This window comes from Microcoleus sp. AT8-B5 (genome assembly GCF_036705565.1).
GTDB lineage: Bacteria > Cyanobacteriota > Cyanobacteriia > Cyanobacteriales > Microcoleaceae > Microcoleus.
Map to the genome: position 1 here is coordinate 111,548 of NZ_JAUBUY010000002.1, position 20,688 is coordinate 132,235.

20 protein-coding genes are annotated in these 20,688 nt (G+C 44.9%); 11 read left to right on the forward strand and 9 right to left on the reverse strand.

Annotation, left to right across the window (positions count from 1 at the left end; genetic code table 11):
• The first annotated feature begins 30 nt into the window (after positions 1-30).
• Positions 31-513 (forward strand): GNAT family N-acetyltransferase, encoded by a 483-nt coding sequence (locus tag QUB39_RS01910; protein WP_333051923.1) that lies wholly within the window; start codon positions 31-33, stop codon positions 511-513.
• A 96-nt stretch (positions 514-609) separates the two neighbouring features.
• Here QUB39_RS01910 and QUB39_RS01915 read toward each other — a convergent pair whose 3' ends face one another.
• The 3 genes from QUB39_RS01915 to QUB39_RS01925 form a co-directional block, all read right to left on the reverse strand.
• A complete protein-coding gene (locus QUB39_RS01915; RefSeq protein ID WP_333051925.1) occupies positions 610-4,452 on the reverse strand; it encodes a PAS domain S-box protein in 3,843 nt (1,280 codons plus the stop codon).
• Between the two features lie 481 nt (positions 4,453-4,933).
• The gene (locus tag QUB39_RS01920) at positions 4,934-6,325 is read right to left on the reverse strand and encodes a malic enzyme-like NAD(P)-binding protein (protein WP_333207721.1); all 1,392 of its coding nucleotides are present in this window, start codon (positions 6,323-6,325) and stop codon (positions 4,934-4,936) included.
• 1,005 nt (positions 6,326-7,330) lie between these two features.
• Positions 7,331-7,726, reverse strand: coding sequence for a hypothetical protein (locus QUB39_RS01925; RefSeq protein WP_333051930.1), 396 nt, complete (start codon positions 7,724-7,726; stop codon positions 7,331-7,333).
• Positions 7,727-8,080: 354 nt separating this feature from the next.
• On the opposite strand from QUB39_RS01925, the gene argS reads away from it, so the two are divergent.
• The gene (gene argS, locus QUB39_RS01930; protein ID WP_333207722.1) at positions 8,081-9,859 is read left to right on the forward strand and encodes an arginine--tRNA ligase; all 1,779 of its coding nucleotides are present in this window, start codon (positions 8,081-8,083) and stop codon (positions 9,857-9,859) included.
• A 358-nt stretch (positions 9,860-10,217) separates the two neighbouring features.
• On the forward strand, positions 10,218-11,465 hold the full coding sequence (locus tag QUB39_RS01935) for an L-lactate MFS transporter (RefSeq protein ID WP_333051935.1): 1,248 nt from the start codon (positions 10,218-10,220) through the stop codon (positions 11,463-11,465).
• Positions 11,466-11,504: 39 nt separating this feature from the next.
• On the opposite strand, the gene QUB39_RS01940 is transcribed toward QUB39_RS01935, so the two are convergent.
• The 5 genes from QUB39_RS01940 to QUB39_RS01960 all read right to left on the reverse strand — a co-directional run bounded on the left by QUB39_RS01940 (position 11,505) and on the right by QUB39_RS01960 (position 14,337).
• Positions 11,505-12,386, reverse strand: coding sequence for a YheC/YheD family protein (locus QUB39_RS01940; RefSeq protein ID WP_333207723.1), 882 nt, complete (start codon positions 12,384-12,386; stop codon positions 11,505-11,507).
• 42 nt (positions 12,387-12,428) lie between these two features.
• Complete coding sequence (locus tag QUB39_RS01945) at positions 12,429-12,878, reverse strand: nucleic acid-binding protein (RefSeq protein ID WP_333207724.1); 450 nt, start codon at positions 12,876-12,878, stop codon at positions 12,429-12,431.
• Positions 12,875-13,228 (reverse strand): hypothetical protein, encoded by a 354-nt coding sequence (locus QUB39_RS01950; protein WP_332983381.1) that lies wholly within the window; start codon positions 13,226-13,228, stop codon positions 12,875-12,877. Before QUB39_RS01950 ends, QUB39_RS01945 begins: the two co-directional genes overlap by 4 nt.
• An 80-nt stretch (positions 13,229-13,308) precedes the next feature.
• Positions 13,309-13,998 (reverse strand): ImmA/IrrE family metallo-endopeptidase, encoded by a 690-nt coding sequence (locus tag QUB39_RS01955; protein WP_333207725.1) that lies wholly within the window; start codon positions 13,996-13,998, stop codon positions 13,309-13,311.
• Between the two features lie 15 nt (positions 13,999-14,013).
• Positions 14,014-14,337 (reverse strand): helix-turn-helix domain-containing protein, encoded by a 324-nt coding sequence (locus QUB39_RS01960; protein ID WP_006634885.1) that lies wholly within the window; start codon positions 14,335-14,337, stop codon positions 14,014-14,016.
• Between the two features lie 254 nt (positions 14,338-14,591).
• Here QUB39_RS01960 and QUB39_RS01965 point away from each other — a divergent pair, with 254 nt between their 5' ends.
• From QUB39_RS01965 to QUB39_RS02000, 8 genes are all read left to right on the forward strand, one after another.
• The gene (locus QUB39_RS01965) at positions 14,592-14,858 is read left to right on the forward strand and encodes a hypothetical protein (protein WP_006634886.1); all 267 of its coding nucleotides are present in this window, start codon (positions 14,592-14,594) and stop codon (positions 14,856-14,858) included.
• Between the two features lie 92 nt (positions 14,859-14,950).
• A complete protein-coding gene (locus QUB39_RS01970) occupies positions 14,951-15,655 on the forward strand; it encodes a hypothetical protein (RefSeq protein WP_333207726.1) in 705 nt (234 codons plus the stop codon).
• A gap of 59 nt (positions 15,656-15,714) precedes the next feature.
• Positions 15,715-16,083, forward strand: coding sequence for a hypothetical protein (locus QUB39_RS01975; RefSeq protein WP_333207727.1), 369 nt, complete (start codon positions 15,715-15,717; stop codon positions 16,081-16,083).
• Positions 16,084-16,139: 56 nt separating this feature from the next.
• Positions 16,140-17,117, forward strand: coding sequence for a hypothetical protein (locus QUB39_RS01980; protein ID WP_333207728.1), 978 nt, complete (start codon positions 16,140-16,142; stop codon positions 17,115-17,117).
• 100 nt (positions 17,118-17,217) lie between these two features.
• Entirely contained in the window at positions 17,218-18,312 is a 1,095-nt protein-coding gene (locus QUB39_RS01985; protein WP_333207729.1) for a hypothetical protein, read from the forward strand.
• A 146-nt stretch (positions 18,313-18,458) separates the two neighbouring features.
• A complete protein-coding gene (locus QUB39_RS01990; protein WP_333207730.1) occupies positions 18,459-19,184 on the forward strand; it encodes a DUF433 domain-containing protein in 726 nt (241 codons plus the stop codon).
• A complete protein-coding gene (locus QUB39_RS01995; protein ID WP_333207731.1) occupies positions 19,181-19,618 on the forward strand; it encodes a PIN-like domain-containing protein in 438 nt (145 codons plus the stop codon). The genes QUB39_RS01990 and QUB39_RS01995 overlap by 4 nt, the downstream gene beginning before the upstream one ends.
• Before the next feature lie 196 nt (positions 19,619-19,814).
• Entirely contained in the window at positions 19,815-20,096 is a 282-nt protein-coding gene (locus QUB39_RS02000; RefSeq protein WP_333051951.1) for a YiaA/YiaB family inner membrane protein, read from the forward strand.
• A 94-nt stretch (positions 20,097-20,190) separates the two neighbouring features.
• Here QUB39_RS02000 and QUB39_RS02005 read toward each other — a convergent pair whose 3' ends face one another.
• Positions 20,191-20,661 carry a ferredoxin gene (locus QUB39_RS02005; RefSeq protein WP_333051953.1) on the reverse strand — a complete coding sequence of 157 codons (471 nt, stop codon included), beginning with the start codon at positions 20,659-20,661 and terminating at the stop codon, positions 20,191-20,193.
• Positions 20,662-20,688 lie beyond the last annotated feature (27 nt).

The following is a 20,688-nucleotide window of genomic DNA, read 5'->3' on the forward strand; positions in this document are numbered from 1 at the left end:
TCAAAAAATAAATATACGTTGCAATAACCAATGAAAACCCAACATCTGGATTTTTTAATTCGTTCATGGGAAACCCGCGATCGCGCTGAGGCGTTCTATTTAATTAGGGATGTTTTAGCAGAGTACGGTTTAAAATGCGAACCTCACGGGGCAGATCGAGATGTCTATGATGTAGAACTACATTATCATAATCAAGGTGGCGAATTTTGGGTAGTTGAGCGGCAGGATAAAATAGTCGGTACGGCGGCTTACTATCCGATTGAGCGCGGAAATAATGCTGTGGAAATTCGCAAAATGTATATTTTGCCAGCAGCAAGAGGACAGGGTTTGGGTAAATTTTTACTGCAAGAATTGGAAAGTAAAATTATCGCTCGCGGCTTTGATGAAATCTGGATAGAAACTGCTAGCATTCTCAAAGAAGCTGTAAAAATGTACGAAAATAGTGGATATCTACCGACAACTGGTGTGGAGACGCCAAGGTGCGATCGGGTTTACGTAAAATATCTAGGTTAGAAGCAAAGTCTAAGAAACCGGGTTTCTGAGAAAATGTCGGTTGGGTGGCAAAATATCTCGGAAGAAACCCGGTTTCTGGGAATTTTGCATTGGGTTTTAATTTATTTTTTGCTGCAGAGGAATCTCGATCGCAAATTCGGAACCTTCTCCCACTACAGAATTGCAAGAAAGCTTGCCGCCGTGTTTTTCTACTATAATAGAGTGCGAAATAGCCAATCCTAAGCCAGTTCCTTTGCCAATGGGTTTAGTAGTGAAAAACGGGTCAAACAAGCGCTTTTGCACATCTTCGCTCATCCCAGGGCCGCTGTCAGCTATCCAGATGGCAACGCTGTTATTGTCGGTTACTTGGGTGCGAATCGTAATTGCGAGATTTTTGTCGGTGCGATCGGATTTCTTCATCTCCATTTCCAATGCGTCTAGCGCATTGCTCAACAAATTCATAAATACTTGATTTAACTGACCGGGATAACATTCAACTAAAGGCAAATTACCGTATTCTTTAATCACATTAATTGTCGGGTAATCGGCTTTATGTTTCAGGCGGTTTTGCAAAATCAGCAGTGTGCTTTCAATGCCTTCGTGAATGTCAACTTGTTTCTTTTCGGCTTCGTCAAGTCTTGAAAAAGTTCGCAGGCTCAAAACTATGTCGCGGATGCGATCGGCTCCGACTTTCATAGATGCTAAAATTTTAGGTAAATCTTCAATGAGATAATCAATTTCTAAGTCATCCCTTGCATCTACAATTCTTGCGCTAGGCTGCGGGTATTCTTTCTGGTAAAGTCGCAGCATTTTTAGCAAGTTTTGAGTATATTCGCTGGTGTAGCTGAGATTGCCATAGATAAAATTAACCGGGTTGTTAATTTCGTGGGCGACACCTGCTACTAACTGTCCCAAACTCGACATTTTTTCACTTTGAATTAATTGAGTTTGGGTGCGTTGGAGTTCGCGCAAAGTTTCTTCTAGCTGTTGAGTTTGAGCTTGAGCTAGTCGGGCAGCTTGGCGGGTTTGGGTGTAAAGTTCAGCGTGGTCGATCGCGATCGCAATTTGAGCGACTACCGCTTGCATCAGTTCGACTTCCGATTCGCTCCAATTTCGCATGGAGATAGCCTGATAGCAGGTAATCACCCCAATATCGCCTGCTGCAGTATGAATTGGCAGCGACAGCACAGAGTTAAAATTTGAAGCCTGGAAAACTTCGCGCAATTCTACATCTTCAAAAGTGCTGACATCATCAATTCGCAGAATTTCTCGCCGCAAAATCTGTCGCACTGCGAGACTAGATTTGTCCTCTACAGGATAAGTGCCAAGCATACTTGGCAAATCTGCATTCTTCGCTTCGTAAGTTACTTCCCAAACCGGAGGATTGGTGTTGGGGCGATACCAAGTGAAGATGCACCAATCTAGGTGCATCAGATTGCGAATTTCTTCAACTGCGGTTGCTACAATTGTGTCTAAATCTAAAGAAGTGCGGATTTGGTTGGCAATTTGATTGAGCAGTAATTCTCGCTGAGCTTGCTGTCTGAGGGCTTGTTCCGATCGCACTAAAGTTTCTTCTGCAAGTTTGCGATCGGTTAAATCTTGGATCACTACTTGGATAATTTTTTCATTTCCCACCTCGATGACTGTCAGCACCACTTCTGCGGGAAAATCAGTACCGTCTAAGCGCTGGTGAACCCAATCAAAACGGTGCTTTCCCCGCTCAAAGGCGATCGCGATCATTTCGTGGGCCAAGCTCAAAGAATCTCTGCCGTTGGGTTGAAAAGGAGGCGAGAGTGTGCCAGGGTTTTGGCCGTACAACTCTTGCGGGGTAGTGCAGCCAAATAGTTTTAGGGTGGCTGTGTTGGCATCGGTGATGGCATTGTCACATAACATAAAAACAGGCAAACTGGTTAATTCGTAGAGCGATCGAAATTTGGCTTCCGACTGCTGCAATGCGGCTTCTGTTTGCTTGCGATCGGTAATGTCGGCAACCATTGCCAAAGCGCCCATATAGCGTCCCTGTTTATCTACCAAGGAATTAGTAGAAACCATCGCCCACAAGTCCCTGCCGTCTCGGCTACGGAACTTAAAATCGAGCTGTTCGCGAATTCCTTCACGGCGGCGTTCGAGGCTGATTTGTGCGATCGCGATGCCTTCTGCATCCATGAAAGCAAATAGCGACTTTCCGATCATTTCCTCTGGAGTGCAGCCGAGCATATTAGCCATTTTTTGGTTAACAAAAGTAGTTTTACCCTCCGTATCTATCATCCAAATTCCTTCGTCTGCTGTCTCGACAATGCACCTGTATTTTTCCTCGCTTTCTCTGAGCGCTTCTTCTGCTAACTGGCGAGCCGTAATATTTTGAGTCATTAGCAATCCGCCGATAATTTCTTGCCGTTCGTTTCTGACTGGCAAAGTATAACCGACGTAGACGCGATCGCTGTAAATAAATTCTGTAACAACTGTTTCTCCTGCCAGTGCCGCCCGATAATTTGGCTCGACAGCAGCGCAAAAATCTGGCTCGAATACTTCCCAGATTGTCTTGCCTTCCATCAATTCTTTTGCAAGTCCCACGGCGGCTAATTCTGTACCTTCTACCAGCGTGTAGCGCATTTCTGGATCGAACAACATCACCGCACCATTAGGAATGTTGCTTGCCATAGTGCGGTAAAGCTGTTCGCTTTTTTGCAGCGCAGCTTCTGCTTGTTTGCGATCGCTAATGTCAACTACAACTGCACCGATGCCGATCGCCTCGCCATCTTTGTCTAGCAAGGGAAAATAAGAGCCTGTTAGGTGTCGGACAAACCCAGGCTTTCTGGGGTTGTCACCACTCATCTCTATGTTAATTAATGGTTGTTTTGTCCTCAAAATTTTTTCGTACAAAGGCTCTATTATGGGAGCGATATTTGGCAATATTTCGCGTACAGTCTTGCCGATGTGAGCTGCTGGACTCAGGCAATTTATTTCTGCTAAAAATTGATTAATTTGCACGTAGCGCAACTGCGAGTCCAAAATACAAAGTCCCGCCGGAGCCTCCTTTAAAAACGCATCAAATAGTCCTTGTCTTTGTGCTAATTCTTGTTCTAAAGCTTTGCAAACGCTGAGATCGGTTAAAGATCCCATCATCCCCACAACTTCTCCCATTTTGTCTTTCAATAGCGAGAGCATCAGGTGCGAGTAAAATTTTTCTCCAGATTTACGGCGTGTTATAACTTCTATTTCATGCTCGCCTTTTTCTTGTAGCGGTTTGATGACTTGCTGTAACAAAAATTCGTGTTCTTCTGGCGGGTAAATTAGAGAAATGTGCTGTCCGATAGCCTCAGTTGCTTCATAGCCGTATAACTTTTGGCAGGCTTGATTCCACATGGTGATCGAGCCGTCCATATCTGTAGAAATTACCGCCTCGTGAATTTGGTCGATAATTTGACTTTGGAGACGCAATTTTTCTTGAGTTTGCTCCAGTTCGGCGATTTTTTCTTCGAGTAGTTTCTGAGTTTTTTCCAGTTCCGCAGTCTGCTTTGTCAGCAATTTTTCTAGATGTGAATTGCTGTGTGGCGACGCTGATTCTAGGGGAGCGCTATTTTGATCCCGATTATTAAAGATTTCTTCAACACTTAGCCAAATCGCGGACAGTCCCTCTGTTTCAATTGCCCGCTCGGAAACTCGCACGGGTACGAGATGCTGGTTTTTATGTTTGTATGCTGCTTCGCACAGGTGCGTGTGGCTATTTTTTGCTTGACATTCTAGATATTTTTCTGGGCCCGCGCACTGTGTTTGCTGAATTTCCCAGTAGTTGAGGTGGAGAGTTTCTGCAACTGTGCGGCCGATAATACTTGCAAAAGCTGGATTTACGTCGAGAAAAGTCCCGTCCGTCCGGCACAATGCCAGCCCTATCGGGCACAGTTCTAACAATTGGCAACGGGAGCGATTGCGCTTGGCTTTTCCTAACTGGCTTTGCATCTGACCTAGCTGGACTTGGTTTATTTAATTATATCTTTATTATCTTGTTTATTGCTGTGAGTTTTATCCTTAATTAAAAAAGAGGGAAGAAGGAAGTTCGGCAACGATCCCTCTACGGGATTTAACAAATGTAACGGATAGATGCTGAGCTTGGAGGGAAGAAGGAAGAGATTGGAGGTTCGAGGTTCGAGGGAAGTTCGGCAACGATCGCGCGATCGGGATTTAACGGATGGATGTTGAGGAAAAAGACAAGATGGGGAAACAAAAGTGAGTAATAATCACCGGGGAGGAGGAAAGAGGGAATGAGAAGAAACCCGAAAAATCACAAAAGAAGAAGTACAAAACTGGTACAAAGACCATTAATTTATACATGGTATCTTCCCTCCAACCTTCTTCCTTCTTCCCTCTTCCGACGGACATCCATTACATCCGTGACATCCGTGACATCCGTCGAGCGAATCCGTTGCCGAACTTCCTTCAATTAATCGCGGGCAATACCTTCGGATCGAGCGGCCAACTGTACTGCACCGGCGACAGCAATGGCAACTCTTTCGTCAAAAACCGAGGGTATAATGTGCTCTTTGTCAAGCTGAGAAGGACTGACTAAAGAGGCGATCGCATAAGCTGCTTCCAAGTACATAGTGGGCGTAATCGTGGTCGCTTTGCAGTCCAAAGCGCCTCGAAATATCCCCGGAAATGCCAAAACATTGTTAATTTGATTCGGGTAATCGCTGCGTCCGGTTGCTACGATCGCCGCATCTTCCATAATTAATTCTGGCTGAATTTCGGGAATGGGATTTGCCATTGCAAAAACAATGGGATTTTCGGCCATCGAACGCACCATAGATCGGGTGACTACGCCGGGGGCGCTGACGCCTAAAAATACATCGGCACCGGCGATCGCATCTTCCAAAGTACCGCTCGAAGCCACGGCAAATTCTAGTTTTTCTGGGTTCATATCCGTGCGGTCTTCGGAGAGGACGCCTTTGGAGTCGCACATGATGATGTTTTGGGCACCTGCTTTACGCAACAACCGGGCGATCGCGACTCCGGCCGCACCGGCTCCGTTTATCACGATACACACTTCTGAGATGGTTTTTTTGACGATTTTCAAGGCATTAATTAATGCTGCCAAACTAACAATCGCAGTGCCGTGCTGGTCGTCGTGAAAAATCGGAATATCTAAGGTTTCCCGCAATCTTGCTTCGATTTCAAAGCAGCGGGGAGAAGAAATATCTTCGAGATTAACGCCGCCAAAAACCGGGGCGATATTCTGCACTGTGCGAATAATTTCCTCAGTATCTTGGGTATTCAAACAGATAGGAAAGGCGTCAATACCTGCAAATTCTTTAAATAGCATGGCTTTGCCTTCCATAACTGGCAGTGCGGCGGCAGGGCCGAGGTTTCCCAGTCCCAAAACTGCGCTACCGTCGGTAACAATGGCAACAGTATTTTGTTTGATTGTGAGGTTATAAACTTGTTGCGGGTCATTGGCGATCGCCGTGCAGATGCGGCCCACTCCTGGAGTGTATGCCATAGCTAAATCCGACTGGCGTTTGAGGGAAATTTTGCTAACTACGCTGATTTTTCCGCCGCGGTGCAAGTTGAAAGTGCGATCGTACACGTCGATCACTCTGATATCTGGCAGTGCTTTCACTGCTTGCACTATTTCTTCGTTATGCTCGAGGCTGTAAGCATCGACGGTGATATCGCGAACGGTAGTGGCGCGGGTTTGCTCGATCAAGTCGATTTGGCCGAAGTTGCCGCAGACAGATGCGATCGCGCTGGTGACTCTTGCGAGCATTCCCGGCTGGTTCGGCAGAGCAACCCGAATTGTTAAACTAAAGCTGGGATTGGGTGTCAGTTTTACCATGATGTCTTGATTTCAGATTTGAGAATTTCAATCTTAGATTTTATCGCCAATGTTAGGCATAAAATTTAATAATTCAAATTTTCAACTGAAATTTTTAACAAATTCTATGAGCCTGTGGTGCGATCGCTCTGCACTGCCAGGGGTGTGGCTGGAAAACTAATCTTTTTTTGAGTAAATCTGTGCTCTGTTTCTAGCTTGTTACCAGGAATTTCTTCATGTGGTACCCGCCACGTGATTTATCCGTGGAATCAATCCAAAATCTAAAATCAAAAATCCTTGCGTCCCCCGCATTTATCTCGCGCAAGTCAACCTAAAATCTAAAATCTAAAATCTAAAATTGATTGACTCTCCCACAAATAGCCTATTTTTTGTCAATTTCCCCGCGAACCGCGAATATGAAGCGCGGATGTAAAAACCTGGTTTATGAGGTCAATCGATTTTAGATTTTAGATTTTAGATTTTAGATTAAAGAATTGAAGCATTGACCCCAGGGATAAATTCGGGGACTTCTTTATCGGATACAGGTTTTTTATTTCGGGACGGATGAATCCGGGGGCTTGTATCCGGGATGCTTTCGGTCAACCTGCGGAACTATTATCTATTTTTGAGAATATTTCTGCTTATTCTGAACATCAGCAGATATTTCGCAAAAATCTATTTTCTAGCGATACCGCCTAATTCCTGCTGCTGTCTTTTGAAGCGAGACACCCAGGAGAGTTGATGCGGCTTTTTGGTGGCCTTTATGGGGAATGTAAAAAGTAGATGCACGGCTGTTTGAGCCGGCAGGTAAAAATCTGAGCGACTGACAAGCGGGTCTTTGATATATATTTTGTCTGGTTTAACACTTGCCAAAGATTGCGACTGCAACCTTGCAAACGCTCTAAATTACCTGCACGCTTTGCCCGATAATTCCAGGGAGTGTAACTAACAGACAATCTACCCCGCGCCGACACAGGCACAGCTTGGGCCGAACCCTGTTGAGTAGGTGGTTGCTAACTGTCAATTTTACCGATCGGCTGCAGCATCGGCCCATATAATTGTAAAGAATTTGCAAGCCAGACAATCTGGGGGAACTTTTTCTAAGTCTTGCATATCTACCGGTTGCTCTGCTTCGCTGCCGGGGGGAACTATGCACAGAGCAACTTGTCCGACTCCAGCCATGAGTTCGGCAACTCGCTCCAAAATACTGTCGATTTTTTCCATTAGTTGCTCTGCTGCATCGAGACTTGGCGCGATGATGAAAAAGGTTTTGACTCCATCGGGACAAGGAGCGAAGCCAAGGGTACACTCTCGTAATAGTGCTTGGGTGGAGAGACTGAAACCGTCGTAGAATCGAGCGATTACTGCTTGATAAAAGGCGATTGTCAGAGAGCGATCGCCAAAAATAGGTTGAGGTAACATAACTACTTCCTTTCGTAGGATTTTTGGGAGCATTGAAAAAATTTTAACATACCTTAATGTAAGCGATTTAACAAATGATCTAGCGATCGAGATCATTGACTAGATGTGACATTTTTTAATGTGTGTAGCGATCGCAAATGTGATAAAATGTACTGTGTGTTAGCGTTGCCAGTGATTTTGATCCGATCGGCAGCTCAAAGCTAAGTACAAAATTTCCTAGTAGGTGGTCCGATGGTCCGAGGGAGAGGCTCCGAGGGAGAGGGTCCGATGGGGAAATTACCTAAGTAGTAAGTATTATTGGCAAAAAGTGCTTAATCTAGAGTTGAAAATAAACATCCAATCAAAATATTTAAGATGAACTCGATCGCCCAACAGTTAAAAGCAAAATTTGAAAAAGCATTCACCGCTGCATTCGGCGAAAGTTATGCAGGTGCAGATCCGATGCTAGCCGCCGCCAGCAATCCCAACTTTGGGGACTTTCAGTGCAACGCGGCGATGAGTTTGGGGAAAAAGTTAGGAAAGCCGCCACGGGCGATCGCCTCGACAATTATCGAAAACCTAGATATTACTGACATCTGCGAAACCCCAGAAATCGCCGGGCCCGGTTTTATCAATTTGAAGCTGAAACCGGCTTATTTGGAAGCGCAAATTAGTGCGTTAGCGAAGCCCTCGAAGAGGATCGCCGCCGACTCGCGTTTGGGGATTGAACCGGCGAAAACGCCTCAGACAATTGCGATCGACTTTTCCAGTCCGAATATAGCCAAAGAAATGCACGTCGGACACTTGCGATCGACAATCATCGGAGATGCGATCGCCCGCATCCTCGAATTTCAAGGCCACGACGTAATCAGAATCAACCACATCGGCGACTGGGGCACCCAATTCGGAATGCTGATCGCATACTTGCGCGAAGTTCACCCCGAAGCCCTCACAACCGCTGACGCCCTAGACTTAGGAGATTTAGTCGCATTTTACCGCCAAGCAAAACAGCGCTTTGACACAGACGAAACCTTCAAAGAAACCGCCCGCCAAGAAGTAGTAAAACTGCAAGCAGGCGCCGAAGACACCCGCCGCGCTTGGAAATTGCTGTGCGATCAATCCCGCCGCGAATTCCAAGTAATATACGACTTGCTCGATATCAAATTAACCGAACGCGGCGAATCGTTTTACAATCCTCTATTACCCGGAGTAGTCGAAGATTTAACCAATCTAGGTTTGGTAGTAGAAAGTGACGGCGCGAAATGCGTTTTTGTAGACGGTTTCACCAACAAAGAAGGTGAACCACTGCCGCTAATTGTCCAAAAAACAGACGGCGGCTACAATTACGCCACAACAGATTTAGCAGCAGTTCGCTACCGCATCCAAAAAGACAATGCAAAGCGCTTAATTTACGTCACAGATTCAGGACAAGCAAACCATTTTGCCCAAGTATTTGCAGTAGCGAGAAAAGCCGGTTGGATTCCTGAAGATGTCGAGATTGTCCACGTTCCCTTCGGCTTGGTATTAGGAGAAGATGGCAAAAGAGCCAAAACTCGTTCTGGGGAGACAGTACGATTGCGAGATTTGCTCGATGAAGCAATTGTCCGCGCCACCAAAGATTTGGAAGACAGATTAGTCACAGAAGAAAGACAGGAAACTAAAGAGTTTATAGCTAACGTAGGTCGCGTAGTTGGTTTGAGTGCAGTTAAGTATGCAGATTTGAGTCAAAACCGCGCCAGCAACTATGTATTTAGTTACGACAAAATGCTCGCATTGCAAGGAAATACCGCTCCTTATATGCTGTATGCTTACGCGCGCGTGCAGGGAATTCGCCGCAAAGGTGAGATTGATTTCGAGAATTTAGATGCTGGTGCAAAAGTAATTTTGCAGTCTGATGCAGAGTTGGTTTTAGCCAAACATTTATTGCAGTTTAGTGAAGTAATAAATGCGGTTGAGGGCGATTTGTTGCCGAATCGAATTTGTCAGTATTTGTTTGAATTGAGTCAAAAGTACAATCAATTTTTTGAGCAGTGTCAGGTGTTGAAATCTGAGGAACCGTTGCGGACTTCGCGGTTGATTTTGTGCGATTTGACGGCGAGGACTTTGAAGTTGGGTTTGGAGTTGTTGGGGATTAAAGTATTGGAAAGAATGTAAGCGGTAAGGGTTGCGGGGCGCGCACCCTACATTATTTAGTTGCGGTGCTCCGTGCGCTACATTATTTAGTTGCGGTGCGCCGAAGCGCACCCTACATATTTAATTCGCTAGCCCATTTCTCCAATTAAGTTTAGCGCATTATTTCCAACTTTCTAAGATGTCTTGAAACATCTTTTTAGCCATCGGGTGATCGTTGCGAGTTCTCACAAAAATTTCCAAGTTGCGCGCAGATTTTAGTTAAGTTTAATATTTTTTAAACACAACTATTGCATCGGTAACAAACTTATAGTAAATTTACAATTTATCGGGGAATGCACAGCCATTACCTATTAAGGCATCCTCGATAAAAATTAAAAACATGAACGAAACAAAAGTTTTCGGAATGCCAGCAGAAAAAGGCCGCTGGTTGTTCGTTCCGCTGGGAATCACGGTCTTGCTTTGTCTGGGTACAGTTTATTCTTGGAGTATCTTTAGAAAGCCGCTAGAAAAGCAGCTCGATATCGGTGCAACGGATAGTTTATTGCCGTTTACCGTATTGTTAGTAGTTTTTGCCGTACTGATGCCAATTACCGGCTTTTTTATCGATCGCTACGGTTCTCGCACCGTGACCGCAGTCGGCGGCGTCGTGACGGGAATCGGCTATATTTTATCGGCATTTGCACCTAATATTACTGTCCTGGTACTCACCTATGGAGTTATCGCCGGTGCCGGGGTGGGAATTGCTTACGGCGTACCGCTAGCAGTAGCAGCCAAGTGGTTTCCCGATAAAAAAGGATTGGCAGTTGGGCTAACAGTAATTGGGTTTGGTTTGTCGCCTTTAATTACCGCACCGATTGCCAAATATTTAATCGATACCTATCAAATAGCGCAAACATTTCTGATTTTAGGCATCGCTTTTACCGTCATTATTTTGGCAATTTCGACCGTTTTGAAAATGCCGCCAACTGGATGGACGCCTGCGGGATTTGCGGCCGCCCGATCGCGAACAGCGGTAAATAGCCAGAGCGCACCGATGATGAAATCTCCCGCATTTTACGGGCTGTGGGTGTGCTACACCATTGGCACGCTGGTGGGATTGGGCGCGATCGGAATTTCTTCTTCCGTGGCGCAGGAAATTATTAAATTAGACGCGGGAACGGCTGCGGCAACGGTTTCTCTGTTTGCCATATTTAACGGTATGGGGCGTCCGATGTTTGGTTGGATAACCGATCGATTTAAGCCAAAATATGCCGCAATCGCCAACTACATTCTCATCTTAATCGCATCGATTATGATGACTCAGGCGGGCGTTGGACAAGTCGCAACTTATATCATTGCGTTTTGTTTGTTCTGGCTGTCGTTAGGAGGATGGCTGGCGATCGCGCCCACGGCAACTTTAACTTTATTCGACCCCACAGACTACGCGAAAAACTACGGCATTGTGTATACAGCCTACGGAGTTGGAGCGTTTTTCGGTACAATTGCTGCGGGGAAAATTCGCGATACTTTTGGCAGCTATACCAACGCTTTTTACATTACGGCAATTCTTGCGGTTGTTGGCATCATCACCGCCGTGTTTGCGCTGAAGGGAGGGGTTAAAATTGCAGCCGAAGCCGATGTTTCTTAATCGGGACTTGCACACCCCCGATCGCAGAAACCGGGTTTTTTAGGAAAATATGGGATTTGAGCCGTGAAGATCGGTGAACAACCCAGTTTCTCGGCTTTTCCAATTTTCTAAAATATCTTTAAACATCTTTACAGCAATTTGGCGATCGTTATCTCTCACAAATATATCGTAATTGGGGCTTGAGTTAATTTCAATCAACCAATATGCTCCTTTTGTATCTAGCGCGATGTCAAACCCAGCATAATTAATCGCAATTTCTGCAAAAACAGGTTTAACAAAATCTTCAATCTCCGACATGAGATTGGGGTTAATTATATGTTTAGCTTTTGCACCTTCCCAGTGCAGCGGGCTTAAATTGCCCGCAAATTTAGCCTGAGATTTGTCTTTCTCGTACAGCAAAACTAGCTTTTCTTTGCAGAATACAGCCCGATATTCGTGGGCAATTTCGATATATTCTTGAGCTATGGCCACGTGGTCATAATCTTTGCTGTTGACATTAAATATAATTTCTAGGGCTTCTTTAATTTGCTCTCTAGTTTCACACAAAAAAACATTGTTGCCACCAGCACCGCGATTTCTTTTGAGAATCACCGGGAAAGCGAATTTTTTGTTTACTTCTAAAACTATTGATTCAATATCTGGGAAACTCAAATACTTTTTATACTTCTCCTCGCAGTGAGGCGAGACAAAACCGAGAGTTCTGGGAGTATTTATTTTGCCGTTTAATAGTTGATAGGTATATTCTTTGTCTTTAAAAATCTCTGCTACTGACGCGCTGTTAAATGCCGTCATGTAATTGACAAAATAATATTCTTCGCCGCCCTGTTTGAGTCTAATCAAGTTTTGGGAAGGATGCAGGATTTCGTAAGGGATATTTAATTCCTCACAAGCCGCCAGCAGGATTTCAATATTGGTTAGCATAAAATGTAATTTAACTTGTGACTTTTAATTTTTTCTGTACGCTCAGTCAATATCTCGCCAGTGACGAGCATCCACAAATCGCGACAAATGCCCCACATTTGTTGTAGCAATAACAACCGCTTCTCCACCGCCACGAAGCAGCAAAGCTTGAGCTGCTAAAATCACATCTCCATCAAGTTCTTTGGGATCTGCTGTCGGCATTCCTGCCTGACGCGATGCCGCCCACAAATCGGCCGCTTTGAGAATTACTGGCGTTGTTATCGGCAAGTATTCCAGCCAGCGAGATTTGCATTCGTTAAGGCGTTTGATACCTGCCAACTTATTTGCCCGCAATAACTCGCGCCGCACTTCATAATCTGCTATTTCAGGTAAAATCATCCTGTAGCCTTTAAATAGCAAAGATTCTACCCAAAGTTGGCACTCTACAGTCACAGGTGGCCCCTTGGGATTTGTTAATATTCCCAGAGGCCCAGAATCCAATAAAACTATCATTTTTGTTGCACAAATAACGGTCGGTTCGACGAAAGCCTGTCTTCGTCTAATACTTTTTGCAAATATTCAAATGTCTCTGTTTGTTCCTCGGCGTCTCCTTCTTCTCGCCACTTTTGCAACCACTCTATTGCTGCTAAATTCCTCTGCATTTGTTCTTCCTTCGTCCTTTGCGGAACTAGGGGCAAGGTATTGCTATTGAAAGGATTTATCCATTGGCTTAACCGCATATCGATCGCTTCCGCAATTATCGCTTTCAATTCTCCAACGGTCAAGTCTGATACTCGTTTGGTTTCGAGAATTATCGCTTGCAGTTCTTCAACTGTCAGGTCTGCTACTCGTTTGGTTTCCATTTTGCAACCTCATTCTTTCAAACTTATCTGAAAAAGTTGAGATTCGAGAATCTCTCTCAAACCTCAAATTCTATCAAATTCTATCCAAACAATCGCTGCTGCCCGTTTGCAGCATCTTTCCCGGCATAAATCTCGCGCGTTCCCTTGGGAATATAAATCCAATCGAATTCTTGCAAGCGGTTTGTTAAATTGGAAATGCTCACTCCCAATTCATCTCTCATTTTGTATAAATGCGACCACTTAGTTAAATCGCGTCCCTGTCTTTTTTCCTCCAAAATACACCGAGGCATCAATAAACAGCTTGCAAAATATTGCGCTTGCCATTCGATCGACAAAACCTTATTATCCGCACTCGCACCCCGACAAACAAACGGTTCCTCGACATCAGACGCCGTTTGTCCTTGATTACCTAAGTTTAATTCCAACTGTTCCACAGTGCCGTCTGCTTCGTCTTGATTGACGTGTAGCACCCAGTGGCCGATTTCGTGGGCGATCGTCGATTCGATGAAACCCGGCGGTTTTTCGAGAATCTGTTCGTTGATTTCGATTAACCGCTGCTGCGGCAAAATCCTCGCCGCGATCGCACCTTCTTCATCCGGCTCAATGCACTCCCAAACTACGCCCAAATCCAGAAAATCAGCAACCGTTGTCGCATCAAAAGGCCATCTCGGAGCAAAATTTTGCGTTTTCTGCATCTGCATCAAGATGTCCGAAGCCAAACGCTCGATCGTTTCTTTGGGATAGAAGCAATACGGCTTAAAAATACTCACTATGAGGGGCCTCTCTTACGCTTCAAAAGACTGTTTGAGCCAATCGGGATTTTCTTGCATCCGGCGGAAAAGAGCCTGCATTTCCTTCGGATTCTGCTTCAGCAGCGCTTCGTACTGCTGCGGCAGCCTCCCCGCCAAGAAAATCAATTCCTCTTCGTTTATGTCTAGATTCCGCGCTAATGCTCGGATTACCTCCTCTTTTGGCGCATAATCCGCTCGATCGTTCTCCAACTTCGACAAATAAGTAAAGTCCACACTTAGCATAGCTGCTAGCTCACGTTGTGAGTAAGCTTTGTCCTTGCGAGCTTGACGGATCAGTCTTCCAAATGTTTGTTCCACGGTTTTTTGCCTCCTGACAAGCATTCTAGCCTGTTTTGATGAAAAGTTCAACAAAATACTTGACGGGAAAATCAACCCGCGCTACCATGAGGTTAGTTGACGGTTTAATCAACCAATTAACCCGGACTGGTAGGGTTAAGGGTGCAAATTAGCCTAGCTCACACGCTACATATAGCGTCGTCAACTTCAGAGGAGTGAGAAGCGCTGGGCGTCAAAACGCTTGTACGCAGCAAATAAGGAGGAGCAGATCGCAAATGCTGAGAACCTGGACAGACACGCATTACAAGCTCGAAGACGATGACTGGCTATACATCGCCACCCACGAAGAACAAAGCTCAGCCTCACTGGTTTGTCCCGGCTACGCGCGGGATGGCGAAGGCTTCAGCATCCACTTCACCCCAGCGCACCTAGAAACATTAGAGCATTTGCTCGCCGCGCTGCGGATTATTAAAGCTCAACAAGAGGCGATGCTTGAGTATACCTATCCCGAACCAAAAGCGACAACACATCTCATTCGGTAATCGAAGTTCGGCCACCAGCAATGTACGAGATTTAACTGATTACCAATTACCAATTCCCGGTAAAGCAATAAAGAACTAAGGAAAAACGAACAATGACTACTAAAACACAAGAAAGACCTACATTTTCAGTATTTGGTGCCAAACCGAGCAATGCTTTGCTAGTACCAGAAATCCCGATCGCAGTACGTAACAATTGCCAAAGTGGCCAGTGGGCGATCGGCGATACAGACTACGGTTCCAAGTGTTCCATGACAATCCTCAAATTCTCCAAATTCTTCGGCAGTTTAGGTCAAACTTCGCACACATTGTGGGGTCAACTGTGGTTTGTCGCAGAAAGTGGCGAATTGCCGCAAGGAGTAGTCATGGTGACATACATCAAAAACCGCAGCTTGAACGATTTTAACCGCTTAGTAGCATCAGTTCAATCTCGCGGCGTAGAACCAGCAACCGGGATTTTTGTTCCCGAATTTGTCAAGCACTCCGGTCAGAAACCAGACGACAGCGGAGTAGTAAAACCGATAAACTACTACAGCTTGAAATGGTCTTGGAACGAGCGGAAAGATTGGGCCGTTATCGACCAAGCCGCAGCAGTTTTGTCCGATTCTAGCAATCAATCGCGGATGATTGACTTAGAAGGAACAAGGGCTATGGTGTGTTTAGATAACCTGCCGGCGCAGCAAGTTGCCTGCTTGATGGCCGCTCACGCTGGCGGTGAAAGCGATGCTATGGCTTTGAATTCCAACGGCGGTATTTCGCTACCGCCAGCCGAAGAGCAATTAACGGCTGACTTGTTCTAATTTTGTTGTAAAGGCGCGATTAAATCGCGCCTTTACCATAACTGTTACAACAGACTGAAATGAAGAAATTAACCAAGCTAAAAACCAAACCAAACCTGCAAGAAAGCCGTTTGAGAGAGAATCTTGAGCTGCTAGACCAAATTCGGACAGACGCAGTTAACGACATTGAAAGTCTCACCCAAGACTTCCAGCACATGACTTTAGTAGCCGAATCAGTCCAGCGGAATTACCGAGCTTTGTTAGCGGAAAATCAATTGCTAAAAGGCGCACTTTTGAGTATAATTGATGAGTGCGCCTGCTGGGAAGGAAATCGGTGCGATCGCTGCTGGAAAATTCTCAGAACTCTAGCCAGCGCCAATCCCGAAGAAAAACCCGACGCAGCCAGAAAATACCAAGCTATTCTCAGCCAACTCCGCAACTTTGAATAACTGAAAACGTTTCACTAAAAAATCTCGAAAAATTAGAATCAGGAGAAGCAAACATTATGACAATAGCAACTGCCAAGGATAGCAAAGCCCAAATTTTGCAAAACTTTCAGCAGATTTTAGCAGACAAAAAAAAGATCGAATCCAAAGTCGAAACCAAAGAACAGTCAGCCGAAAAAGCCAAAAACAAACAACTCCTCGAAGTCGCTTCCACCTACACAATTGACAGCATCGTCAAAGGCTTGGCCGACTTGCAATTAGATTTCGGCAGCATCATCAGCGGACTTTCCGAAAAACTAAAGGCGGAATCTTCCAAATTAGACGAATTAAAACGCGCGATCGAAATCGAAGCCCAACAATTGCAAGAGTTGCAGCAAATCCGAGTTGTAGCAGACGCCCTCCACATTTTAACTCAAGAGCACCGAGAAAAATTGACCCTGCTAGAACAAAACGCTGCTAACCAGCGCGAAATTCTCGAAAAAGACACGACCCAAAAACGCAAAGTTTGGGAAAAAGAACAGCAAGAATTTGATGCAGCAGTTCAAGAAGAAACTGCACTCCTAACTAAAAAGCGCCAAGAAGAAACAGCCGATTATCAATACGAATTACAGCGCACTCGCAAAATAGAAACCGACGAATACGAAGAAACGAAGCGCAAACTAGAACGGGACTTGCAAGAATCTACTCGCGAAAAAGAGAAAAATTGGGTGGAACGGGAAAAAGTCCTCAGCGACAATCAAGCGGAGTTTGAAGAGAATCAAAGAAAAGCCGCCGGATTTGAGGAAGAACTCAAACAGGCTTATGTCAAAGCCAAAGAAGAAGCAATTCAAGAAGTTTCCCGCGAAGCTAAAGTCAAGGCAGATTTAGTGGATAAAGAATGGGAAAGCACTAAGCAAGGATATGAATTGAAAGTCCAATCTCTACAGCAGACAATTGGGCGACAAACCGAACAAATTGCCGAAATTTCCGCCCAACTGCAAGCCACGATGAAGCAAGCGCAAGATTTGGCAATGAAAGCTTTTGCTACCAAAGCTTAAGGTTTGTAGCTCAATTTTTGATAATAATCGGCGGTTGAAACCGCTCAAGAGTCAAACAAAGTCCGCCGATGCGGACTAACAAAGTTAGGAGATGAAAGCGATGGCGAGAATGAATGACAAAAATACGAAGGCTGAAATATTAGAAGCTTATAAACAGTTGGAACAGGAAAAAAATGCACTTGATTCGCAACTGAAGCAGCTTAATAACGATAAATCTGCCAATATTTCTCAATCAGAAATCGCAGTCAAAGAACTAGCAATAGCGGCAGCAAGAAAAGCAATGGGTTTCACTGAAAGCAAACAAAAAATGCAGGGGACGATCGACAATTTAATCTTACTGCAATTTGGCTTCGGTGCCGCTGTCAGCGAACTGTCGGAAAAACTGACAACAGAAGCGTCTAAACTGGGGGAATTGCGGCGCACTGTGGGCGAGGAAATTCAACAACTGCAAGAGTTGCACAGTTTAGAAGATGTTGCAGAAGATACGCTGGACAATTTAATTCAACAGTACGAAGAAAGCGCGAAAACTTTTGCTGGCGAACTCAGTGAACAGCGCGAAACTGTTGAACAGGAATTGTTGGAACGCCGGCAAGCTTGGGAAAAAGAGCAGGAACTGCAAAAGTTGGCCGTTAAAGAACGCAATGAGAATCATCAAAAAGCTCGCGATCGGGATGAAGAGTTGTATGATTATGATTTGAATCTTCAGCGAAATCTGGACATCGAAGAATACGAACAGCGCCAGAAAAGGCTGTATCAAGAAATCGAAGAGTTTCAGCAAGAACAGGAGAAACAGTGGGCGGAACGCGAAAAATCTATTTCGGAACGGGAAAAACTTTATGCTGAGGTGAAAGCTAAGGTAGAAGCTTTCCCGAAAGAATTGGAAGCTAATATCAAGAACGGGAAAGATAACGGCCGCAATATTGGTAATTACCAAGCTAAAGTTAAGGCTGATTTGTCTGCTAAAGATGTTGAAGGGCAAAAGCAAAATTATGAACTGCAAATTCAAGGGATGTTGCAGACAATTCAAAATCAAGATGCGCGCCTTGCTAGCTTGTCGAAACAACTGGATTCTGCTTTGAAACAGGTTCAAGATTTGGCGGTGAAGGCAATTGAAGGTGCATCGAATTTGAGTTCTTTCCAAGCAGTCAGGGAAATTGCGATCGAACAAGCGAAGACTCAGCAGAAAAATAAGTAATCCGTAGCGTTTTTAGGAGCTAATTAGGTTGCTTTAGATACCCGATTTCTTGAAGAAGTCGGGTATCTGGGTATGGAAGGGAGAGATTTTTGCGATCGCCCGCGAACTGTGCAAAAATATAAGTATTTAGGATTAGGACAACTGCTATGCTTGAGACTAACTACTTCGATCCGCGCGAGATTCCTATATATTCTATCCCTCAAGCAGCGCAATATCTCAGGCTGCCGAAGGATAGGTTGCGATCTTGGGTTGGTGGCTGGTACTCGAAAACAAAAGCGGACAAGCGCTCCTTTGAGCCACTGATTAAGTTACCTCACCCCAACAATTTTGAACTGCTTCCCCAGTCCAAAACTACACTACTTTCTTTCATAAATTTGGTAGAGGCTCATGTCTTGATTGCCATTTTTAAGGCTACTGGCTTCTCCCGAAAACAACTTAGCACTGCACTCGACTACATCAACGATCATCTTTCGACTCCTAAATTATATGCTGGAAGGGAGTTTCAAATCAAGGGAATAGATCTTTTATTTGAGAGATTCGGACAGCAGCTTGCAGCACGCGACAGGGAACAGGAAGCGAGGCAAATTTTAGAAACTTATTTCGATCGCATTGTACGAGATAAAGCTGGATTACCTATCAAACTCTTCCCTTTTACCAAATTATCAGGTTCCGACGAACCTAAAACAGTGATGATTGACCCCAGAATATCATTTGGCCGTCCAGTTTTAGCTGGAACTGGCATTCCCACAGCTATGCTTGCGGAACGCTACAAAGCTGGGGATTCCATCGATGAACTTGCCGAAGACTACAATTGCGATCGGCTCCAAATAGAGGAAGGTATTCGCTGCGAACTTCCGCTAGTAGCAGTATGAATGAGATATTTTTCATAGACAGATGTTTAGGAAAGAAACTGGCAGATCCACTACGAAATAAGGGGGCTACAGTAGAAATTCACGACGATCATTTTAAGCAAGATATCGAGGATAAGGATTGGCTGAGGATAGTTGGAGAGCGCAATTGGGTGGTATTAACAAAGGACAAGAAAATCGCTACCCGTCCTTTGGAGTTATTAGCCGTGGCTCAAGGCAATGTACGGCTTTTTGCATTTGTGGACGGCGATGTTCCTGGAGTGGTAGTGGCACAAGCTTTTGTAAATGCCTTAGAAAATATGCAACGATTTATTCTGGGGAATCAAGCACCTTTCATCGCTAAGGTACACCAGTCGGGTTTGGTAAAGTCCTGCAAGAACCGAAAAGAACTTTTGAAAATGCTCCCTAAAACCACATCCCAAATCAATCTCCCTTAGTCCAGTTTCCCAACTGTCTACTCCCACCCAGTCTTCCTTGAGCCTTAAACCCTATCTACAGCGTTCTAATTTTTAGTCAAAAGCCCGATCGCACTGTTCACTTATCGAAACTGTCCCCTGCTCTCCTGACCGCTTCACTCACGCTTTCTATGCTTTAAGTTAATCAACCAAAAGATATATGTGACTTAGAGGCACTATGCAGAAACAAATCCTACGCCAAAAAGATACTAATGCTTGGATACTTCAGTGCTGGGTTTCTTTTATTGTTGCCATTTCCGCAACTACTGTAGGTATCATTTATTTACAGGTAGACCCCTGGCAGAAAGCTTTTATGGGTATGGGTTTAACTTTTTCAATCGGCTCGTCTTTTACTTTAGCAAAAACCATTCGGGATAACAACGAGGCATCAACATTAACTGCCAGAATCGACGAAGCTAGAGTTGAGAAAATTCTCGCTGAGCACCATCCTCTCAAATAAATTTGACTATACAATGTATACAAAAAACAGCCCGCGCGGGCTGTTTTTGTTGTTTGAGCCACAGGTTTCAAGCTGCGGATGTGAATTGGGGATTTCAATGGCTACCTTTGAACTTACGATCGCCCAACTTATTCTTTTGTCGCTGGCGAATACCAGCCTTAACTGTCGCCATATCCACCGGAAAGCCAACGACAGGAATCACCTGATCCTTGCGTTCTTCTTCCAGATTCTTGAGTTCGGTGTAATCAACCCAGTGAATGCAATTCACCGGACAAGTGTCCATCGCCTCAGCAATCAACTCTTCAGAATCCCCGTCTTGTCGAACTACGCGCGATCGACCGTAATCCGGTTCAATATAAAAAGTATTGCGAGCAACATGAGCGCAGTGCTTGCAGCCAATGCAGGTAATCTCATCAACATAGACACCTTTTTGGCGCAACACCCCGCCCAACTCCGGTTCCAAACCAGAGCGATCGGGCGCATCCCGCAAAAAACCCCCCAACTCCGGCTCTAAACCAGAGCGATCGATTGCTGTATCTATTCCGAGTCCAGAAAGCTCAGACATTTAGACCCCCACAATAGTAAATAAGTC

Coding starts and splice junctions, on each gene's coding strand:
- QUB39_RS01910 (WP_333051923.1), top strand. CDS start 31: ATGAAAACCCAACATCTGGATTTTTTAATTCGTTCATGGGAAACCCGC.
- QUB39_RS01915 (WP_333051925.1), bottom strand. CDS start 4,452: ATGCAAAGCCAGTTAGGAAAAGCCAAGCGCAATCGCTCCCGTTGCCAA.
- QUB39_RS01920 (WP_333207721.1), bottom strand. CDS start 6,325: ATGGTAAAACTGACACCCAATCCCAGCTTTAGTTTAACAATTCGGGTT.
- QUB39_RS01925 (WP_333051930.1), bottom strand. CDS start 7,726: ATGTTACCTCAACCTATTTTTGGCGATCGCTCTCTGACAATCGCCTTT.
- argS (WP_333207722.1), top strand. CDS start 8,081: ATGAACTCGATCGCCCAACAGTTAAAAGCAAAATTTGAAAAAGCATTC.
- QUB39_RS01935 (WP_333051935.1), top strand. CDS start 10,218: ATGAACGAAACAAAAGTTTTCGGAATGCCAGCAGAAAAAGGCCGCTGG.
- QUB39_RS01940 (WP_333207723.1), bottom strand. CDS start 12,386: ATGCTAACCAATATTGAAATCCTGCTGGCGGCTTGTGAGGAATTAAAT.
- QUB39_RS01945 (WP_333207724.1), bottom strand. CDS start 12,878: ATGATAGTTTTATTGGATTCTGGGCCTCTGGGAATATTAACAAATCCC.
- QUB39_RS01950 (WP_332983381.1), bottom strand. CDS start 13,228: ATGGAAACCAAACGAGTAGCAGACCTGACAGTTGAAGAACTGCAAGCG.
- QUB39_RS01965 (WP_006634886.1), top strand. CDS start 14,592: ATGCTGAGAACCTGGACAGACACGCATTACAAGCTCGAAGACGATGAC.
- QUB39_RS01970 (WP_333207726.1), top strand. CDS start 14,951: ATGACTACTAAAACACAAGAAAGACCTACATTTTCAGTATTTGGTGCC.
- QUB39_RS01975 (WP_333207727.1), top strand. CDS start 15,715: ATGAAGAAATTAACCAAGCTAAAAACCAAACCAAACCTGCAAGAAAGC.
- QUB39_RS01980 (WP_333207728.1), top strand. CDS start 16,140: ATGACAATAGCAACTGCCAAGGATAGCAAAGCCCAAATTTTGCAAAAC.
- QUB39_RS01985 (WP_333207729.1), top strand. CDS start 17,218: ATGGCGAGAATGAATGACAAAAATACGAAGGCTGAAATATTAGAAGCT.
- QUB39_RS01990 (WP_333207730.1), top strand. CDS start 18,459: ATGCTTGAGACTAACTACTTCGATCCGCGCGAGATTCCTATATATTCT.
- QUB39_RS01995 (WP_333207731.1), top strand. CDS start 19,181: ATGAATGAGATATTTTTCATAGACAGATGTTTAGGAAAGAAACTGGCA.
- QUB39_RS02000 (WP_333051951.1), top strand. CDS start 19,815: ATGCAGAAACAAATCCTACGCCAAAAAGATACTAATGCTTGGATACTT.
- QUB39_RS02005 (WP_333051953.1), bottom strand. CDS start 20,661: ATGTCTGAGCTTTCTGGACTCGGAATAGATACAGCAATCGATCGCTCT.